Annotated in this window: 11 protein-coding genes; 7 read left to right on the plus strand and 4 right to left on the minus strand. The window is 75.1% G+C overall.

The window, feature by feature from the left end; all coding sequences use genetic code 11:
- Positions 1 to 131: 131 nt before the first annotated feature.
- Positions 132 to 545, plus strand: a complete 414-nt coding sequence (locus ACIOC1_RS19730; protein WP_355336833.1) for a cobalamin B12-binding domain-containing protein — start codon at positions 132 to 134, stop codon at positions 543 to 545.
- A 104-nt stretch (positions 546 to 649) separates the two neighbouring features.
- On the opposite strand, the gene ACIOC1_RS19735 is transcribed toward ACIOC1_RS19730, so the two are convergent.
- A complete protein-coding gene (locus ACIOC1_RS19735) occupies positions 650 to 2251 on the minus strand; it encodes a DUF5691 domain-containing protein (RefSeq protein WP_401855639.1) in 1602 nt (533 codons plus the stop codon).
- 267 nt (positions 2252 to 2518) lie between these two features.
- Positions 2519 to 3910, minus strand: coding sequence for an SWIM zinc finger family protein (locus tag ACIOC1_RS19740; protein WP_401855641.1), 1392 nt, complete (start codon positions 3908 to 3910; stop codon positions 2519 to 2521).
- Positions 3911 to 4048: 138 nt separating this feature from the next.
- Here ACIOC1_RS19740 and ACIOC1_RS19745 point away from each other — a divergent pair, with 138 nt between their 5' ends.
- From ACIOC1_RS19745 to sucD, 5 genes are all read left to right on the plus strand, one after another.
- Positions 4049 to 5173 (plus strand): AAA family ATPase, encoded by a 1125-nt coding sequence (locus ACIOC1_RS19745; protein WP_355336836.1) that lies wholly within the window; start codon positions 4049 to 4051, stop codon positions 5171 to 5173.
- Positions 5170 to 7995, plus strand: coding sequence for a DUF5682 family protein (locus ACIOC1_RS19750; RefSeq protein WP_401855644.1), 2826 nt, complete (start codon positions 5170 to 5172; stop codon positions 7993 to 7995). The genes ACIOC1_RS19745 and ACIOC1_RS19750 overlap by 4 nt, the downstream gene beginning before the upstream one ends.
- Entirely contained in the window at positions 7988 to 9136 is a 1149-nt protein-coding gene (locus ACIOC1_RS19755) for a VWA domain-containing protein (protein WP_355336838.1), read from the plus strand. Before ACIOC1_RS19750 ends, ACIOC1_RS19755 begins: the two co-directional genes overlap by 8 nt.
- A gap of 301 nt (positions 9137 to 9437) precedes the next feature.
- Positions 9438 to 10610, plus strand: coding sequence for an ADP-forming succinate--CoA ligase subunit beta (sucC, locus tag ACIOC1_RS19760; protein ID WP_355336839.1), 1173 nt, complete (start codon positions 9438 to 9440; stop codon positions 10608 to 10610).
- A 21-nt stretch (positions 10611 to 10631) separates the two neighbouring features.
- Positions 10632 to 11516, plus strand: coding sequence for a succinate--CoA ligase subunit alpha (sucD, locus tag ACIOC1_RS19765; RefSeq protein WP_355336840.1), 885 nt, complete (start codon positions 10632 to 10634; stop codon positions 11514 to 11516).
- 155 nt (positions 11517 to 11671) lie between these two features.
- Here sucD and ACIOC1_RS19770 read toward each other — a convergent pair whose 3' ends face one another.
- Positions 11672 to 12928 carry a hypothetical protein gene (locus ACIOC1_RS19770; RefSeq protein WP_401855649.1) on the minus strand — a complete coding sequence of 419 codons (1257 nt, stop codon included), beginning with the start codon at positions 12926 to 12928 and terminating at the stop codon, positions 11672 to 11674.
- Between the two features lie 158 nt (positions 12929 to 13086).
- Between ACIOC1_RS19770 and ACIOC1_RS19775 the strand changes: the two genes are divergently transcribed.
- Positions 13087 to 14655 (plus strand): DUF6350 family protein, encoded by a 1569-nt coding sequence (locus tag ACIOC1_RS19775; RefSeq protein ID WP_401855652.1) that lies wholly within the window; start codon positions 13087 to 13089, stop codon positions 14653 to 14655.
- A gap of 247 nt (positions 14656 to 14902) precedes the next feature.
- On the opposite strand, the gene ACIOC1_RS19780 is transcribed toward ACIOC1_RS19775, so the two are convergent.
- Positions 14903 to 15706, minus strand: coding sequence for a hypothetical protein (locus ACIOC1_RS19780; protein WP_355336843.1), 804 nt, complete (start codon positions 15704 to 15706; stop codon positions 14903 to 14905).
- Between the last annotated feature and the right edge of the window lie 19 nt (positions 15707 to 15725).

Below are 15725 nucleotides of genomic sequence, written 5' to 3' on the forward strand. Positions count from 1 at the left end.
TCCCCCTCCCTGGGTCCCGCGAAACTGTCGGGCGGCGGAGCGGGGCGATAACGTTCGTTCACACTGTGGGACGCTCTCCGCGACCGCAGCCCCGAATTCCCGGCCCGCGAGCCGTACGCATGGAGGCAGTGATGGGAGTGTCCGGTCCGATCCGCGTGGTGGTGGCCAAGCCGGGTCTCGACGGCCACGATCGCGGGGCCAAGGTCATCGCCCGCGCCCTGCGGGACGCCGGTATGGAGGTCATCTACACCGGCCTGCACCAGACGCCCGAGCAGGTCGTCGACACCGCCATCCAGGAGGACGCCGACGCGATCGGCCTGTCGATCCTGTCCGGCGCCCATATGACGCTCTTCGCGAAGGTCCTCGAACTGCTCAAGGAGCGCGACGCCCTGGACATCAAGGTCTTCGGCGGCGGCATCATCCCCGAGGCCGACATCGCGCCCCTCAAGGAACTCGGCGTCGCCGCGATCTTCACCCCCGGCACCCCGACCACGGCCGCCGTGGACTGGGTGCGCGCCAACGTCCACCAGGCCACCGGCGCCTGACCGCCGCCGCCCCGTCCGCCCGAGCCCGCCGGGCCCTCCGAGCCGCGCCAGGCCCCGGAGCGCCCGGGCCGCGGTGCGCACCGCCCGCCGTACCGTCCGCATGATCACTCACCCCCGTCCCCCGGCGCCCCGGGGGCGGTGGCCTCGCCGCGCAGCTCGGCCAGCATCACCGCGCGCAGCCGCAGCGTGCCCGTCAGCCGCTGGAACGCCTCCGACCAGTACGCGCCCGCGCCCGGCGAACCGTCCGGCGGCTCCTCGGCCGCCGCGCTGAGCACCCCGACCTGGTCGGCCGCCGCCGGATCGAGACAGCGCTCCGCCAGACCCATCACGCCGCTGAAGCTCCACGGGTAACTGCCCGCGTCCCGCGCGATGTCCAGGGCGTCCACCACGGCCCGGCCCAGCGGCTCCGACCACGGCACCGCGCACACGCCCAGCATCTGGAACGCCTCGGACAGCCCGTGCGTGGCGATGAACTCCGCCACCCACGTGGCCCGTTCGCCCTCCGGCAGGATCGACAGCAGCTTCGCCGGGTCGCCGACCGCCGCCACCGGCGAGGACGGCGCCGGGGGAGGGCCGAGCAGGGCCCGCGCCCAGCCCGTGTCGTGCTGCCGTACCGCCGCCCGGCACCAGGCGGCGTGCAGATCGGCCTGCCAGTCGTCCAGGACCGGGAGGGCGATGATCTGTTCCGGGTCGCGGTCGCCGAACCGCGCGCCCCAGGTCGCCAGGGGCGCCGCGTCCACCAACTGGCCCAGCCACCAGGCCCTTTCGCCCCGCCCGCTCGGCGGCTTGGGCGCCACCCCGTCCCGTTCCATCCCCGCGTCGCACTCGTACGGCGCCTCCACCGTGATGCCGTCGGGGCCCAGCGACACACAGCTCCTGGCCCGGTCCGCCATCCGCCCGGCCAGCGCCGACTCGGGCAGCGCGGCCAGCAACTCGGCCGCCGTCGAGCGGACATTGCGGCTGCGGTCGGTCAACGCCTGTTCCAGGAAGGGCTCGTCGGCCCCCGACAGGCCCACCCGCAGCGAGTCCAGGAACATCAGCCGGTCCTCGGCCCGCTCGCCGCTCCAGGTGGACACCAGCAGCGCCAGCGCGCGGGCCGGGTCGGCCAGCCTGATCCGGGTGAGCAGCGCGACCCGCTCCGCGAACAGGCCCTCCTCCCACAGCCGTTCGGCCGCGTCCGGGTCCTCGGGCGCCGCCGCCAGGCCCCGGTGGCCCGAGCGCAGCACGAACTTCCAGTCCGGATTCAGCCCGGCCAGCCACAGCCCGCGCGGTCCCGCCAGCGCCACCGCGTCCGTCCGCAGGTCCGTCCGCGCCCTGGCGGCGTCCAGCAGTGCGGGCAGCAGCGCGGGCGGCGCCCCGTACCCGAGGAGGTTGGCCTCCGCGAGCCACTGCGGCAGCAGCTCGGCCAGATTCGGCGCCGACCCCCGCCGGTTGCCGGAACCGCCGCCGGTGCGGTCCGTCAGCAGCCGGTCCAGCCGCTGCCGGGCGGCCTCGGGCAGCGGCCGTCGTGTGTCGGGCGGCGCCAATCCCGGCCGCTCCCGCGCCACCCCAGGCCGTACACCGGCACGCCGCCGCACCACCCCGGCCGCCGCCGCGTCCAGCAGCCCCGCCGCCGCCTCGTCCGCGTCGCCCGCCACGATCGCGGGCCGCCGCCGCTCGGTGCCCAGCAGCGCGCTGCCGACCAGATCGTCCCAACCGATGCTCATCACATTCCCCCTTCGCACTCCACGACGTCGCCTCGCGGATCTCCTCCGCGTCGTCCGCTTCCCCTGCGCTGATGCCGCTGATCCCGCTGCTGCCTGATGCCGCTGCTCCGGCCGGGTCCGGCCCGCCGGGTTCCCGCGCGCGGCTGCCCCCTCCGCAGTCGCGCACCGTCCCCCGGGCGGGCCGCCCCGCGCCCCCGTACCCGTCCCCCCGTAAACCGTGCGTTCCACGCCGGGCCCTGCTCCGGGCTCCCCGCGCTTCCGGCGCGGTTAGAGCGGCACCGTCTCCCCGCCGTCCGGCCAGACCGCCAGCGCGCGCAGGCCCGTCGGACCCAACTCACCGAAGACGGTGACCGGGTGGCCGCCGGAGACCGAGGCGAGGCGCCACAGGCCGGTGGTGGCCGGGGTGAGCGGGACGGCGTCCTGCCCTTCCCTGTGCGCCAGTTGCCAGCGGTTCGGCCCCGGTATGGGGACGACTCCCGACAGGACGACGGGCCACGCGTCGAGCCAGGGGTCGTCCGCGAGCGCGCTGCCGTAGGACGCGAGCGCCGCGTCGATCCCGGTCCCGACCGGTGCGCCGCCCGTACCGCCGCCGGAGGGGCCGCCGCCCGTACCGCCGCCGGAGGGGCCGCCGCCCGCGCCGACCGTGCCGTGCCGGGTGCCGAGCGCGGCCCGCAACGGCAGCGCCGCCGGGTGGTAGGCCAGCTCCGCGTCGAGCACCGCGCCCACCGGCAGGGCCAGTTCGGGCGCGCGGCCGACCGCCCCGAAGGACAGGAGCAGCGCGAAACGGCCGGGCTCCCGGTCGTACAGCCAGATCCGCCGAGTCGTCAGCCGCTCGTCCGCGCTGTCGTACTGCGCGAGGACCTGCCAGTGGCCGCGGACGGTCGGCCCGGCCAGCAACTCCGCCGTGTCGACGGTGAATCCGACCCGCGACCTGACCGTGTCGGCCAGCGGCCCCGGCAGCCCCTGGCGGCCGAGGAAGCCGCGCGCCAGCAGATGCAGCAGCGCCGTCTCCTCCAGCATCCGCGACGGCCAGTCGCCGCCCGCCGCGACGACCGTCCCCAACTCCCGCACCCGCGTGGCCAGTCCCGGCGCCTGCGCGTCGACCATGCGGGCCGCGATCTCGTCCCACTGCTGATAGCCCGCGCGGTCCGCGCCCGCGAGCCCGCCGCGCAGCAGGTCGGTGAGCCGCTGCTCCAGCTCGGCGGCCCCGCCCTCGACGCGGACCGCGCGCCGCTCGGCCCGCCGCCGCGCCGCCGTCGGGTCCGCGGGGCCCGACTCCGCCCGGACCGCGGCCGTCTCGGCCACCGTCTCGGCCTTCTTCCGCCGGGCGTCGATCCACTGCTCGGCCCACTCCGGCACGTCCCCCGCGCCGACCGGCCCCGCCCCGCCCTCGGACCACAGCAGCAGCAGTCCGAGCGCGTGCTTGCACGGGAATTTCCGGCTCGGGCAACTGCACCGGTACGCGGGCCCGTTCACATCCACGACCGTCTGGTACGGCTTGCTGCCGCTGCCCGCGCACAGCCCCCACACCGCGCCGCCGGCCGTCCCCGCACCGGACCACGGCGCGGGTGTGGCGAGCCGCGCGCCCGCCTTGCGTGATGCGGCGTCAGGCGCGAGCGCCAGGACCTGATCCGCTGTCCACCGTGCTTCCGTCTCCATGTCCCCGAAGGTAGAACCCCCCACTGACAATCGCTCTGACCTGCGCGGATCGCGCGCTGTGACCGATTGTCAGTGGTCGGGTGCATCGTGGAGAACAGCTCGGACCACGCGGGTCCGACGGATGAGTGGGGGAGAGCCATGACCGGTACGACGGGTGCCGAGACCGACAGCGGCACCGGCGCCGAGCAGGCCCTGAGGCCGCACGCGGAGGACGCGTTCGCGGACGAGCTCAAGGCGCTCGCCGCGGCGGACGACCGGCCGCGCCCCGCCCGGTGGAATCTCTCGCCCTGGGCCGTGGCCACCTACCTGCTCGGCGGGACACTGCCCGACGGCACGGTCGTCACACCGAAGTACGTGGGCCCGCGGCGGATCGTCGAGGTGGCCGTGACCACGCTCGCCACCGACCGGGCGCTGCTGCTGCTCGGCGTGCCGGGCACCGCGAAGACCTGGGTGTCGGAACACCTCGCCGCCGCGATCAGCGGCGACTCGACACTGCTGGTGCAGGGCACCGCGGGCACCCCCGAGGAGGCCATCCGCTACGGGTGGAACTACGCGCAGCTCCTCACCAACGGCCCCAGCAGGGACGCGCTGGTGCCCAGCCCCGTCATGCGGGCGATGGCCGAGGGCCGGCTCGCGCGCGTCGAGGAGCTGACCCGCATCCCGGCGGACGTCCAGGACTCGCTGATCACGATCCTGTCCGAGAAGACCCTGCCGATACCGGAGTTGGGCGCCGAGACACAGGCCGTACGCGGCTTCAACCTCATCGCGACCGCCAACGACCGCGACCGCGGGGTCAACGACCTCTCCAGCGCGCTGCGCCGCCGCTTCAACACGGTCGTGCTGCCGCTGCCCGCCTCCGCCGAGGACGAGATCGACATCGTCTCCCGCCGGGTCGACCAGCTCGGCCGCGGCCTCGACCTCCCGGCCGCCCCGGAGGGCGCCACCGAGATCCGCCGGGTCGTCACCGTCTTCCGCGAACTGCGCGGCGGCGTCACCGAGGACGGCCGCACCAAGCTCAAGTCCCCCTCGGGCACGCTCTCCACGGCCGAGGCGATCTCCGTGGTCACCAACGGCCTCGCGCTCGCGGCCCACTTCGGGGACGGCGTGCTGCGGGCCGGTGACGTCGCCGCGGGCATCCTCGGCGCCGTCGTCCGCGACCCGGCCGCCGACCGGCTGATCTGGCACGAGTATCTGGAGACGGTCGTCCGCGAGCGGGACGGCTGGAAGGACTTCTACCGCGCCTGCCGCGAGGTGTCGGCATGACGGTCATGGACGCCGCCACCGGCGGCACGACGACGGGTGACCGCGCGGCGGGAGGCACGCGGACGGCTGACGGTACGGCGGTGCCCGGTCGCGCGGAGGACGGTGCGACGGCGGCCGGAAGCAGGCCGGAGGACCGCGCGGCGGAAGGACTCCGGGCCGGGGCGGTGCCCGCCGCCGTCGTCCGCGGCGGTGCGGGCGGCCACTACGGCGACGACCTCGTACTGCTCGGGGTCCGGCACCACGGGCCCGGGTCCGCGCGGGCGGTGCGGGCCGCGCTCGACGCGTACCGGCCGCAGGCCGTGCTCATCGAGGGGCCGCCGGAGGCCGACGCGCTGCTCGCGCTGGCCGCCGACCCCGCGATGCGCCCGCCCGTCGCGCTGCTGGCGCACGTGGTGGACGACCCGGCGCGGGCCGGGTTCTGGCCCTTCGCCGAATTCTCGCCCGAGTGGGTGGCGATCCGGTGGGCCGCGCAGGCGGGCGCCGACGTCCGCTTCATCGACCTCCCGGCCGCGCACACCCTCGCGCTGCGCGCCGCCGCGGAGGAAGAGGAGGCCGCGTCCGGCGGCCCGGACGCGGAAGGGCCGGTACGGGGGCCGGTGCGAGAAGGAGAGGAAGGGCAGCAGCCCGCCGAGGGGGAGGCGGCCGGAGGGGATACGGACGACGGCGGGGCGGCGGCTGCCGCGCGGATCGACCCGCTGGCCGTGCTCGCCAGGGCCGCCGGGTACGACGACCCGGAGCGCTGGTGGGAGGACGCGGTCGAGCACCGCGGCGGCACGGCGGACGGCGACGGCGACGGCGACCCGCTCGTCCCCTTCGCGGCGCTCGCCGAGGCCATGGCGGCGATCCGCGAGACCTACGGCGACGGCGGCCACGCCCAGGACCCGCTGCGCGAGGCCCACATGCGGCTGCGGGTCCGCGAGGCGCGCAAGGCGTACGAGCGGACGGCGGTGGTCTGCGGCGCCTGGCATGTGCCCGCCCTCACCGAGCGGACGACGGCCACCGCCGACCGGCAGCTCCTCAAGGGCCTGCCCAAGGCGAAGGTCGAGACGACCTGGGTGCCGTGGACCCACCGTCGGCTGGCCAGGGCCAGCGGATACGGCGCGGGCATCGACTCGCCGGGCTGGTACCGGCACCTGTTCACCGCGCGGGACCGCCCGGTGACCCGCTGGATGACGAAGGTGGCGGGGCTGCTCAGGGAGGAGGACCTGCCGGTCTCCTCGGCCCACGTCATCGAGGCGGTACGGCTGGCCGACACGCTCGCCGCGATGCGGGGCCGCCCGCTGGCCGGTCTCGGCGAGACCACCGACGCGGTCCGCGCGGTGATGTGCGACGGCTCCGACGTGCCGCTCGCGCTGATCCAGGACCGGCTGGTCGTCGGCGACGTGCTCGGCGAAGTCCCGCCGGACGCGCCCGCGGTGCCGCTCGCCCGTGACCTCGCCCGCGAGCAGCGCAGGCTCCGGCTCAAGCCCGAGGCGCTGGAGAAGGAGCTGGAGCTGGACCTGCGCAAGGAGACGGACGCGGGCCGCAGCCGCCTGCTGCACCGGCTGACGATGCTCGGCATCGGCTGGGGCGAACCGGCCGTCGCTCGGCACGGCAAGGGCACCTTCCGTGAGACGTGGCGGCTGCGCTGGGAGCCGGAGCTGGCGGTACGGATCGCCGAGGCCGGGATCTGGGGCACCACCGTGGGGTCGGCCGCCACGGCCAAGGCCGAGGACGCCGCCGTGCACAGCGACGCGCTGGCCGCCGTCACCTCGGTCGCCGAACAGTGCCTGCTCGCCGGGCTGTCCGACGCGCTCCCCGTCGTCATGCGCGTCCTCGCCGACCGCGCCGCGCTCGACGCCGACGTCTCCCACCTCGCCGCCGCGCTGCCCGCGCTGGTCCGTGCCGTCCGCTACGGCGACGTCCGCGGCACCGACTCCGCCGCCCTCGGCGAGGTCGCAGAGGGCCTGGCCTCCCGTATCTGCGTCGGCTTCCCCCCGGCCTGCGTCGGCCTCGACGCCGACGGCGCGGCGGCGCTGCGCACCCACATGGACGAGGTCCACCGCGCGATCGGCCTCCTCCCCTCCCCGACCCCGCACCCTGCGGTCGGCCCAGGACCTGCGGTTGGCCCGGCGCAGACGGACGCACCCGCACCCGCACCCGCCTCCGGCACCGCACCCGCGCCCGGCACCGCACCCGCACCCGCCTCCGGCACCGCACCCGCCTCCGGCGCCGCGCTGGTCTCCGGGGCCAGCGCGCGGGGGCGGGGGAATGCTTCTGAGGGGGACCTTCGGGAGCGGTGGGCGGGGACGCTGCGGGGGTTGGCCGAGCGGGACGGGGCGATACCCGGGCTGCTGCGGGGGGCCGCGACGCGGCTGCTCATGGACGACGGGCGGATCGAGGCGGAGGACGCGGCGCGGCTGATGGGGCTGGCGCTGTCGCCGGGGACGGGGCCCGCGGAGGGGGCCGCGTGGATCGAGGGGTTCCTGTCCGGCGGCGGGATGCTGCTGGTGCACGACGAGCGGCTGCTGGCGCTGGTCGACGGCTGGCTGGCGGCCGTACCGGCGACGGCGTTCAACGACGTGCTGCCCCTGCTGCGGCGGACCTTCGCGGACTTCGAGACCGGGGTGCGGCGCAGCGTGGGGGAGTTGGTGCGGCGCGGCCCCTCGGCGGCGCGCCACCCGGCCACCGCGTCGGACCCGGGCCTGCCCGGCTTCGGCACCGGCCTCGACGCGAGCCGCGCCGACGCCGTCCTGCACACCGTCCGGCTGCTGCTGGGCACGACCACCACGACCGATCTCGCCGCCAGGCTGACCAACGAGGGGGACCAGGCAGATGACTGACACCGATGAGCGGCTGCGCCGCTGGCGGCTCGTGCTCGGCGGCGGGGGCGCCGACGGCACCGGGTGCGAACTGACCGGCAGGGACGCGGCGATGGACCGTACCCTCGGCGCGCTGTACGGCGGCACGGGCAGCGCCTCGGGGCGCGGGGCCGACCGTTCGGCGGGCCTCGGCGGCTCCGCGCCGCAAGTGGCCCGCTGGCTCGGCGACATCCGTACGTACTTCCCCAGCTCCGTCGTCCAGGTGATGCAGCGGGACGCGATCGACCGGCTCGGGCTGTCGGCGCTGCTGCTGGAGCCGGAGATGCTGGAGGCCGTGGAGGCCGACGTGCACCTGGTCGGCACGCTGCTGTCGCTGAACAAGGCGATGCCCGACACCACCAAGGAGACGGCGCGGATGGTGGTCCGCAAGGTCGTGGACGACCTGGAGAAGCGGCTCGCCACCCGGACCCGCGCCACCCTCACCGGCGCGCTCGACCGCTCGGCGCGGGTCAGCCGCCCCCGGCACCGGGACATCGACTGGAACCGCACGATCCGCGCCAACCTCAAGAACTACCTGCCCGAGCACGGCACCGTCGTGCCCGAGCGGCTGATCGGTTACGGCCGCGCCGACCAGGCGGTGAAGAAGGACGTCGTCCTCTGCATCGACCAGTCGGGTTCGATGGCCGCCTCCGTCGTCTACGCGTCCGTCTTCGGCGCCGTCCTGGCCTCGATGCGGTCGATCGCCACCAAGCTCGTCGTCTTCGACACCGCCGTGGTCGACCTCACCGACGAGCTGGACGACCCGGTGGACGTGCTGTTCGGCACCCAGCTCGGCGGCGGCACCGACATCAACCGGGCGCTCGCGTACTGCCAGGGCCTGATCACCCGTCCGGCCGAAACCGTCGTCGTACTGATCAGCGATCTCTACGAGGGCGGTATCCGCGACGAGATGCTGAAGCGGGTGGCGGCCATGAAGGCGGCCGGCGTCCAGTTCGTGGCGCTGCTCGCGCTGTCCGACGAGGGCGCGCCCGCCTACGACCACGACCACGCCGCCGCGCTCGCCGCCCTCGGCGCTCCCGCGTTCGCCTGCACCCCCGACCTCTTTCCCGATGTGATGGCAGCGGCGATCGAGAAACGCCCGATTCCGATACCGGAGGCGTGAACGACGATCGGGAACGGACCCGGACGGTGATCTGTGACCGTTCTCACCGCCCACATGTGATCTGCGATTTAGCCCGTCACCGCCCTCGGCGATAACCTGCGAGACGGACATGCCGCGTACTCGGTCACCGTGTGCGCTTCCCTTGTGACAGTGCAGTCGCCCTGCCCGTAGCGGCACGCCCAGGCAGATCAGGCAGAAACGCACGCAGCGCCGCACACATCAGGCGGCAGCAGCTTGCGAAATGCTGAATTCCAGGGAAACCAGGAACCCTGGAAACCAGGGAAAAGGGAGACGGACGCGCGTGGACCTGTTCGAGTACCAGGCGAGGGACCTCTTCGCCAAGCACGGTGTACCGGTGCTGGCCGGTGAAGTCATCGACACGCCTGAGGCGGCGCGCGAGGTGGCGGAGCGACTGGGCGGCCGTGCGGTCGTCAAGGCTCAGGTCAAGGTGGGCGGCCGCGGCAAGGCCGGTGGCGTGAAGCTGGCCGCCGACCCGGCCGACGCGGTGGCCAAGGCCGACGCGATCCTGGGCATGGACATCAAGGGCCACACGGTCCACAAGGTGATGCTCGCCGAGACCGCGGACATCAAGGAGGAGTACTACGTCTCCTTCCTGCTGGACCGCACCAACCGCACCTTCCTCGCCATGGCCTCCGTCGAGGGCGGTGTCGAGATCGAGGTCGTCGCCGAGGAGAACCCGGACGCGCTGGCCAAGGTCCCGGTCGACGCCCTGGAGGGTGTGACCCCGGAGAAGGCCGCCGAGATCGTCGCCGCCGCGAAGTTCCCGGCCGACATCGCCGACCAGGTCGCCTCCGTCCTCCAGCAGCTCTGGACCGTCTTCGTCAAGGAAGACGCCCTGCTGGTCGAGGTCAACCCGCTGGTCAAGACCGGCGAGGGCAAGATCGTCGCGCTCGACGGCAAGGTCTCGCTCGACGAGAACGCCGCGTTCCGGCAGCCGGAGCACGAGGCGCTCGAGGACAAGGCCGCCGCCAACCCGCTGGAGGCGAAGGCCAAGGCCAAGGGCCTCAACTACGTGAAGCTGGAAGGCGAGGTCGGCATCATCGGCAACGGCGCGGGGCTCGTCATGAGCACCCTCGACGTCGTCGCCTACGCCGGTGAGGCGCACGGCGGCGTGAAGCCCGCCAACTTCCTGGACATCGGCGGCGGCGCGTCCGCCGAGGTGATGGCCAACGGCCTGGAGATCATCCTCGGCGACCCGGACGTCAAGTCCGTCTTCGTCAACGTCTTCGGCGGCATCACCGCCTGCGACGAGGTCGCCAACGGCATCGTGCAGGCCCTGGAGCTGCTCAAGTCCAAGGGTGAGAACGTCACGAAGCCGCTGGTCGTACGCCTGGACGGCAACAACGCGGAGCTGGGTCGCAAGATCCTGTCCGACGCGAACCACCCGCTGGTACAGCGCGTGGACACCATGGACGGAGCGGCCGACAAGGCCGCCGAGCTGGCTGCGAAGTAAGGGACGAGGACACCGACAACCATGGCTATCTTCCTGACCAAGGACAGCAAGGTCATCGTCCAGGGCATGACCGGCGCCACCGGCATGAAGCACACCACGCTCATGCTCGCCGACGGCACGAACATCGTCGGCGGCGTCAACCCGCGCAAGGCGGGCACCACCGTCTCCTTCGACCAGGGCGAGGTCCCGGTCTTCGGCTCCGTCAAGGAGGCCATCGAGGCCACCGGCGCGGACGTGACGGTCATCTTCGTCCCGGAGAAGTTCACCAAGGACGCCGTGGTCGAGGCCATCGAGGCCGAGATCCCGCTCGCCGTGGTGATCACCGAGGGCGTCGCGGTGCACGACTCCGCCGCGTTCTGGGCGCTCGCCCAGGCCAAGGGCAACAAGACCCGGATCATCGGCCCGAACTGCCCCGGCCTGATCACCCCCGGCCAGTCCAACGCGGGCATCATTCCGGGCGACATCACCAAGCCCGGCCGCATCGGCCTGGTCTCCAAGTCCGGCACCCTGACGTACCAGATGATGTACGAGCTGCGCGACATCGGCTTCTCGTCCGCCGTCGGCATCGGCGGTGACCCGATCATCGGCACCACGCACATCGACGCGCTCGCCGCGTTCGAGGCCGACCCCGACACCGACCTGATCGTCATGATCGGCGAGATCGGCGGCGACGCCGAGGAGCGGGCCGCGGCCTTCATCGAGAAGAACGTGACGAAGCCGGTCGTCGGCTACGTCGCCGGTTTCACCGCGCCCGAGGGCAAGACGATGGGCCACGCGGGCGCCATCGTCTCCGGCTCCTCCGGCACGGCGCAGGCCAAGAAGGAGGCCCTGGAGGCCGCGGGCGTCAAGGTCGGCAAGACGCCGTCCGAGACGGCGCGCCTCGCGCGGTCGATCCTGGCCGGCTGACCCGCGGTCGGTTCGGCACGCCACACGGCGCGGGTCCGGTTCCCTTCCTCGGAAGGGGCCGGACCCGCGCCGTTTCCGCGTCGCGCGGACGGAGCTCGGCCCAGCGGCCGTTCGCCGCTGCCGTCCCCGCCCGGACCGCGCCCGCGGCCAAGTCCTCAGGGCAGCGGCGGTTTGCCGGTGTCCGGGCGGAGTCGCGCCCCGTGCGCGTCCCGTAGGCCGGGGCGGGGGTTGCGGTGTGCGGTCGGGGGGACGCGGGGCGGGACGGGCGGGGGTACGTCGGTGCGTGCGTCCGCTGCCGCGCGCGCCGGGTCGTCGGAGGGGGCGTGGCCCGGGGCGCCGGGGGTGTCGGCGCGGTTCTGGCCCGCCTCGCGAGCGTGCCGGGGCGGCACCGGCTTGCTGTGGTCGGGCGCGACCGCCATGGTCACGACGGTGGCCGTCACGATCAGGGCGGTCAGGGCGAAGGCCGCGACCGTACGCCGCCGTACACCGCGCTCGCTCGCGTCCCGTACGGCGGCCGGTTTCCGGGTACGCGCGGGCGCGGCGTCGTCCTGCTCGTCGGCGAGCAGCGCGCCGAGTTCCACGGACAGGGGCTGGCCGTCCTCGGAGAGTTCCGGCAGCGCCGTGGTCAGGGCGGCCCGCGCGTGGGTGATGCGTGCCGCGGTGATGGGCGTACTGGACTCGGTCTCGGCGGCGGTGCCGGGCAGATCGAGGCCGAGGCCGTCGTAGAGGAGCAGGGCGCGGCGGTGCTCGGCCGGCAGCCGCAGCAGGGCCGCCGCCAAGGGGACGGGGGCGGCCGGGGCGGCGGGTTCGCGGCGGTGGGCCGGGACCCAGCGCTGCCAGGGCGCGAGGGCGAACGCGTAGGCGTTCGCGCGCAGCCAGCCGACCGGATCGGCGTCCCGCGCCACCTCCGGCCACCGCTGCCACGCCTGGTCGAAGGCGCGGGCCACGGCGTCGTCGGCGAGCCGCGGACTGCCGGTCAGGACCAGGACCTGGCGTACGAGCGGGTCCGCGCAGTGCGCGTACAGCGCGTCGAAGGCGGCCTCGGGGCTCGGGCCGGGCAGCACCGGCGGGTCCTGTGCCACGACGGGCGCGGCGACGACCGCCACGCGGCCCAGACCGACCGGCTCACGGGTGGGCGCGGGGGAGCGCGGGGGCCTCTTGCGCGCCGGAGCCGTGGGCGGAGGGGTCTTCGCCGCGGGGCTCTTGGACGGCGGGCTCTTCGCGGCCGGCCCCTCGGGCGCCGGTCTCTTGGGCGCGGGACCCGCGGGGCTCTGGGACGGAGCCGGGTCCGCGGCAGGTGCGGGCGCGCCGGACGACGGCGGATTCTGCCGCTGCCGCGACGTCGGCTTCTGCTTGGCCGGTACGGGCTTGGGCGGTGACTGTGTCCCGCCGGTGCGCCTGCGGGCGCTCACCGCGGCGACCCCGAGCCGTCACGCCGTACCCGTGCTCGTACGGATACCCGTACATGTGACAGTGTGAAAAAAGGACACATAGCGCCCATCATGTGCGACACGACGACTTTTCGCCCGCTGCCGGGGCGAAACGGGTGTTGTTGGCACCATGGGTCGCCGTGACCCATACGACCGATCGCATCGCGGCACTGTCCGCCGAGGCCGCTGCCCGGCGGGTCGCGGCGGCACGCGCCACCGCGTTCGCCGGGGGAGCGGTCGCCGCCGGGCTCGGCCTCGGCGTCCTCGGCGCCGTCGTCCTCCTGCTCTGGATCGCCTCGCCCTTCCCCGACAGCGGCCTCGGCGGCGCCCTGCACGTCGGCGCCGCCCTGTGGCTGCTGGCCCAGGGCGCCGACCTGGTCCGTACGGAGACGCTCTCCGGCGCCGCCGCGCCCATCGGTGTGACCCCGCTGCTGCTCACCGCCCTGCCGGGCTGGCTGCTCTTCCGCGCCGCGGCCTCCGCGGTCCGCACGGCGGCCGGGGGCGAGGACGGCCCGCGGCCCGCGGTCGACGTCCGTACGGTGGCCGCCACCGCGGGCTGGCTGCTCGGCGGATACCTGGCCGCCGCGTCCGGCGCCGTCGCGTACGCCGCGGGCGGGTCCTTCCGCGTCGACATCCTCGCCGCGCTGCTCTACGTGCCGCTCTTCGCGACCGCCGTGACCGCCGCCGGGGCGTGGTCGGGGTGCGGGCGGCCGTCACTCGCGCGGGTCGGGCCGTACGGCCGGGAGGCCGTCGTCGCGCTGCGGGCCGCCGGGACGGCGGTGGGCGTCGTCATCGGCGGCGGCGCGCTCATCGGCGCCGCCGCCCTTGGGTGGCACGCCGGGGCCGCCGGGCGGACCTTCGCGCAGCTCAGCGCGCCACCGGCCGGACAGCTCGCCGTCCTGCTCGTCGCGGTCGCGCTCGTCCCCAACCTCGCCGTCTGGGGGGCCTCGTACGCGCTCGGGCCGGGGTTCGCCGTCGGCGTCGGCAGCGCGGTCGCTCCCGCCGGGGCCTCCGGCTATCCGACGCTGCCCGGATTTCCGCTGCTCGCCGCGTTGCCGGACGAGGGGAGCGGGGGGTTCGTCGGGTGGGCCACCCTCGCCGTGCCCATTTGCGCGGGGGTTCTCGTCGCCCGGTCCGTGGGGCGCGCCGCCGACGCGTGGAGCCTGCGGCGTACGGCCTCGGTGGCCTCGGTGGCGGCCCTCGTCACCGGGGTCGCCTTCGCGCTGCTCGCCGCCGTGTCGGGCGGGCCCCTCGGCACCGTCACCCTCGCCGCCTTCGGCCCCTCCTGGTGGGCCACCGGCCTCGCCGCGCTCGCCTGGACGCTGCTGCTCGGTGCGCCCGGGGCCGTGGCGATGCGCTGGCACCGGGACGGGGCCGCGGTCTTCCGTCCCCGGACCTGGGCCGGTTGGGTCCGGGCCCTGCGGCCCCTCGGCTGGCCTGCCGCCACCGCGCGCGCCGCGCGCGGGCTCTGGGGGCGGTGCGGCCCCGCGGTGCGGCGCCGTGTCGCCGCCTTGCGGCCGACCCGCGCCGTTTCGGCGTCCGCCGAGGTCCCGGTACCTGCGGTTCCACCGCCTCTTCCTGCGGAGCCGCCTCCTCCGGCCGTTCCGCCCATGCCGACGCTGCCGCCTGCTCCGATCGCCGCCCCGGACCCCGTCGCCGCCCCGGACCCCGTCGTCCCCCGGCCCGAGCCGGACCCCGGGCCCGAGTAGGCCCCCCACCGGGCTTTCAGCCCGAGAACCCACAGCGTCTGCCCCGCCGGGGCCGGTTCTCCCCCGCGCCCCCGGTGGGGGCTCGCCGCGCAGTTCCCCGCGCCCCTAAAAAGCAGGCCCTTCGTCTGCGCCCGGCGGAAGAGGTCGAGCCCCGTAGGGGCGCGGGGAACTGCGCGACAAGCCCCCACCGGGCGGACGCTCGGCGAATACGCGACCCGAATTTCACGCGCCACCCCCCCGGAGGGGATCAGCGGAGGCCGGGGAAGTCGCGGAGGGGGCTGGGGAGGAGATTCTGGCAGGAGTGCGACGCGGGCGTGGTGAGGGCGTCGCTCTTGCAGGTGAAGTAATCGCGGTAGGCGTACTGCAAGGAGTACGTGGTGACGACCAGCGCGAGCGTCACGGCACTGGTGATGATGCCGCTCCAGGCCGCGGTGACGAAGGAGCGCTGGGCGTCGGGCCCGGGCGCGGGCGGGGCGGGCCGGGGCGTCTGGGTGGCGTCGGCCAGGGCGGAGGCCGCCTCGGCGCGGGCCTTGGCCCGGTCCTGCGGGCTCATGCGGAGCGCGGAGATCCCCCAATAGAGGGCGAGCGCGCCGAGCAGGAGCCCCACCGGGGTCCAGCCCAGGAGGGCGAAGATCAGTCCCCAGCCGCCGCAGACCAGCGAATAGCGCGACCGCCGCTGGGCGGGGTCGGTGGGGTCGAAGCGCGGGCCGCTGCCCGCGGGCCCGGTGGGACCGCCGCCCTGCTCCGGCCTGCGTCCGAACGGGTCAGGGCGTCCGCCCTGGGGCTGCTGATTGCTCCACCCGTGGCCCCACGCGGTGGGCGCGCCGTGCGGTGGCGGGGGCGGACCCTCCGGCTTGTCCCCGGAGCCGCCTTCCGACGAGCCTTCCGACGAGCCCTCCTTCGACGAACCATCTGAGGGCTGCTGTCGCGGCTGCCACGGACGGTCGGGCGCGCCCTCAGGCGGCGGCGCGAAGGGATTGTCCTGCTGATCGCCCTCGGGCGCGCGCAGCGCGAGACGAATACGGCCGCTGCTCATGATGTGATGCGCCATCCCCTTGGGCTCGACTCCT

It is taken from the genome of Streptomyces sp. NPDC088197 (assembly GCF_044741185.1).
Classification (GTDB): domain Bacteria; phylum Actinomycetota; class Actinomycetes; order Streptomycetales; family Streptomycetaceae; genus Actinacidiphila.

Bases quoted from the DNA above. Each gene is read 5' to 3' on its own strand.
- ACIOC1_RS19755 (WP_355336838.1), top strand. From the start codon at position 7,988: ATGACTGACACCGATGAGCGGCTGCGCCGCTGGCGGCTCGTGCTCGGC.
- ACIOC1_RS19735 (WP_401855639.1), bottom strand. From the start codon at position 2,251: ATGAGCATCGGTTGGGACGATCTGGTCGGCAGCGCGCTGCTGGGCACC.
- ACIOC1_RS19730 (WP_355336833.1), top strand. From the start codon at position 132: ATGGGAGTGTCCGGTCCGATCCGCGTGGTGGTGGCCAAGCCGGGTCTC.
- ACIOC1_RS19745 (WP_355336836.1), top strand. From the start codon at position 4,049: ATGACCGGTACGACGGGTGCCGAGACCGACAGCGGCACCGGCGCCGAG.
- ACIOC1_RS19740 (WP_401855641.1), bottom strand. From the start codon at position 3,910: ATGGAGACGGAAGCACGGTGGACAGCGGATCAGGTCCTGGCGCTCGCG.
- ACIOC1_RS19750 (WP_401855644.1), top strand. From the start codon at position 5,170: ATGACGGTCATGGACGCCGCCACCGGCGGCACGACGACGGGTGACCGC.
- ACIOC1_RS19780 (WP_355336843.1), bottom strand. From the start codon at position 15,706: ATGGCGCATCACATCATGAGCAGCGGCCGTATTCGTCTCGCGCTGCGC.
- sucD (WP_355336840.1), top strand. From the start codon at position 10,632: ATGGCTATCTTCCTGACCAAGGACAGCAAGGTCATCGTCCAGGGCATG.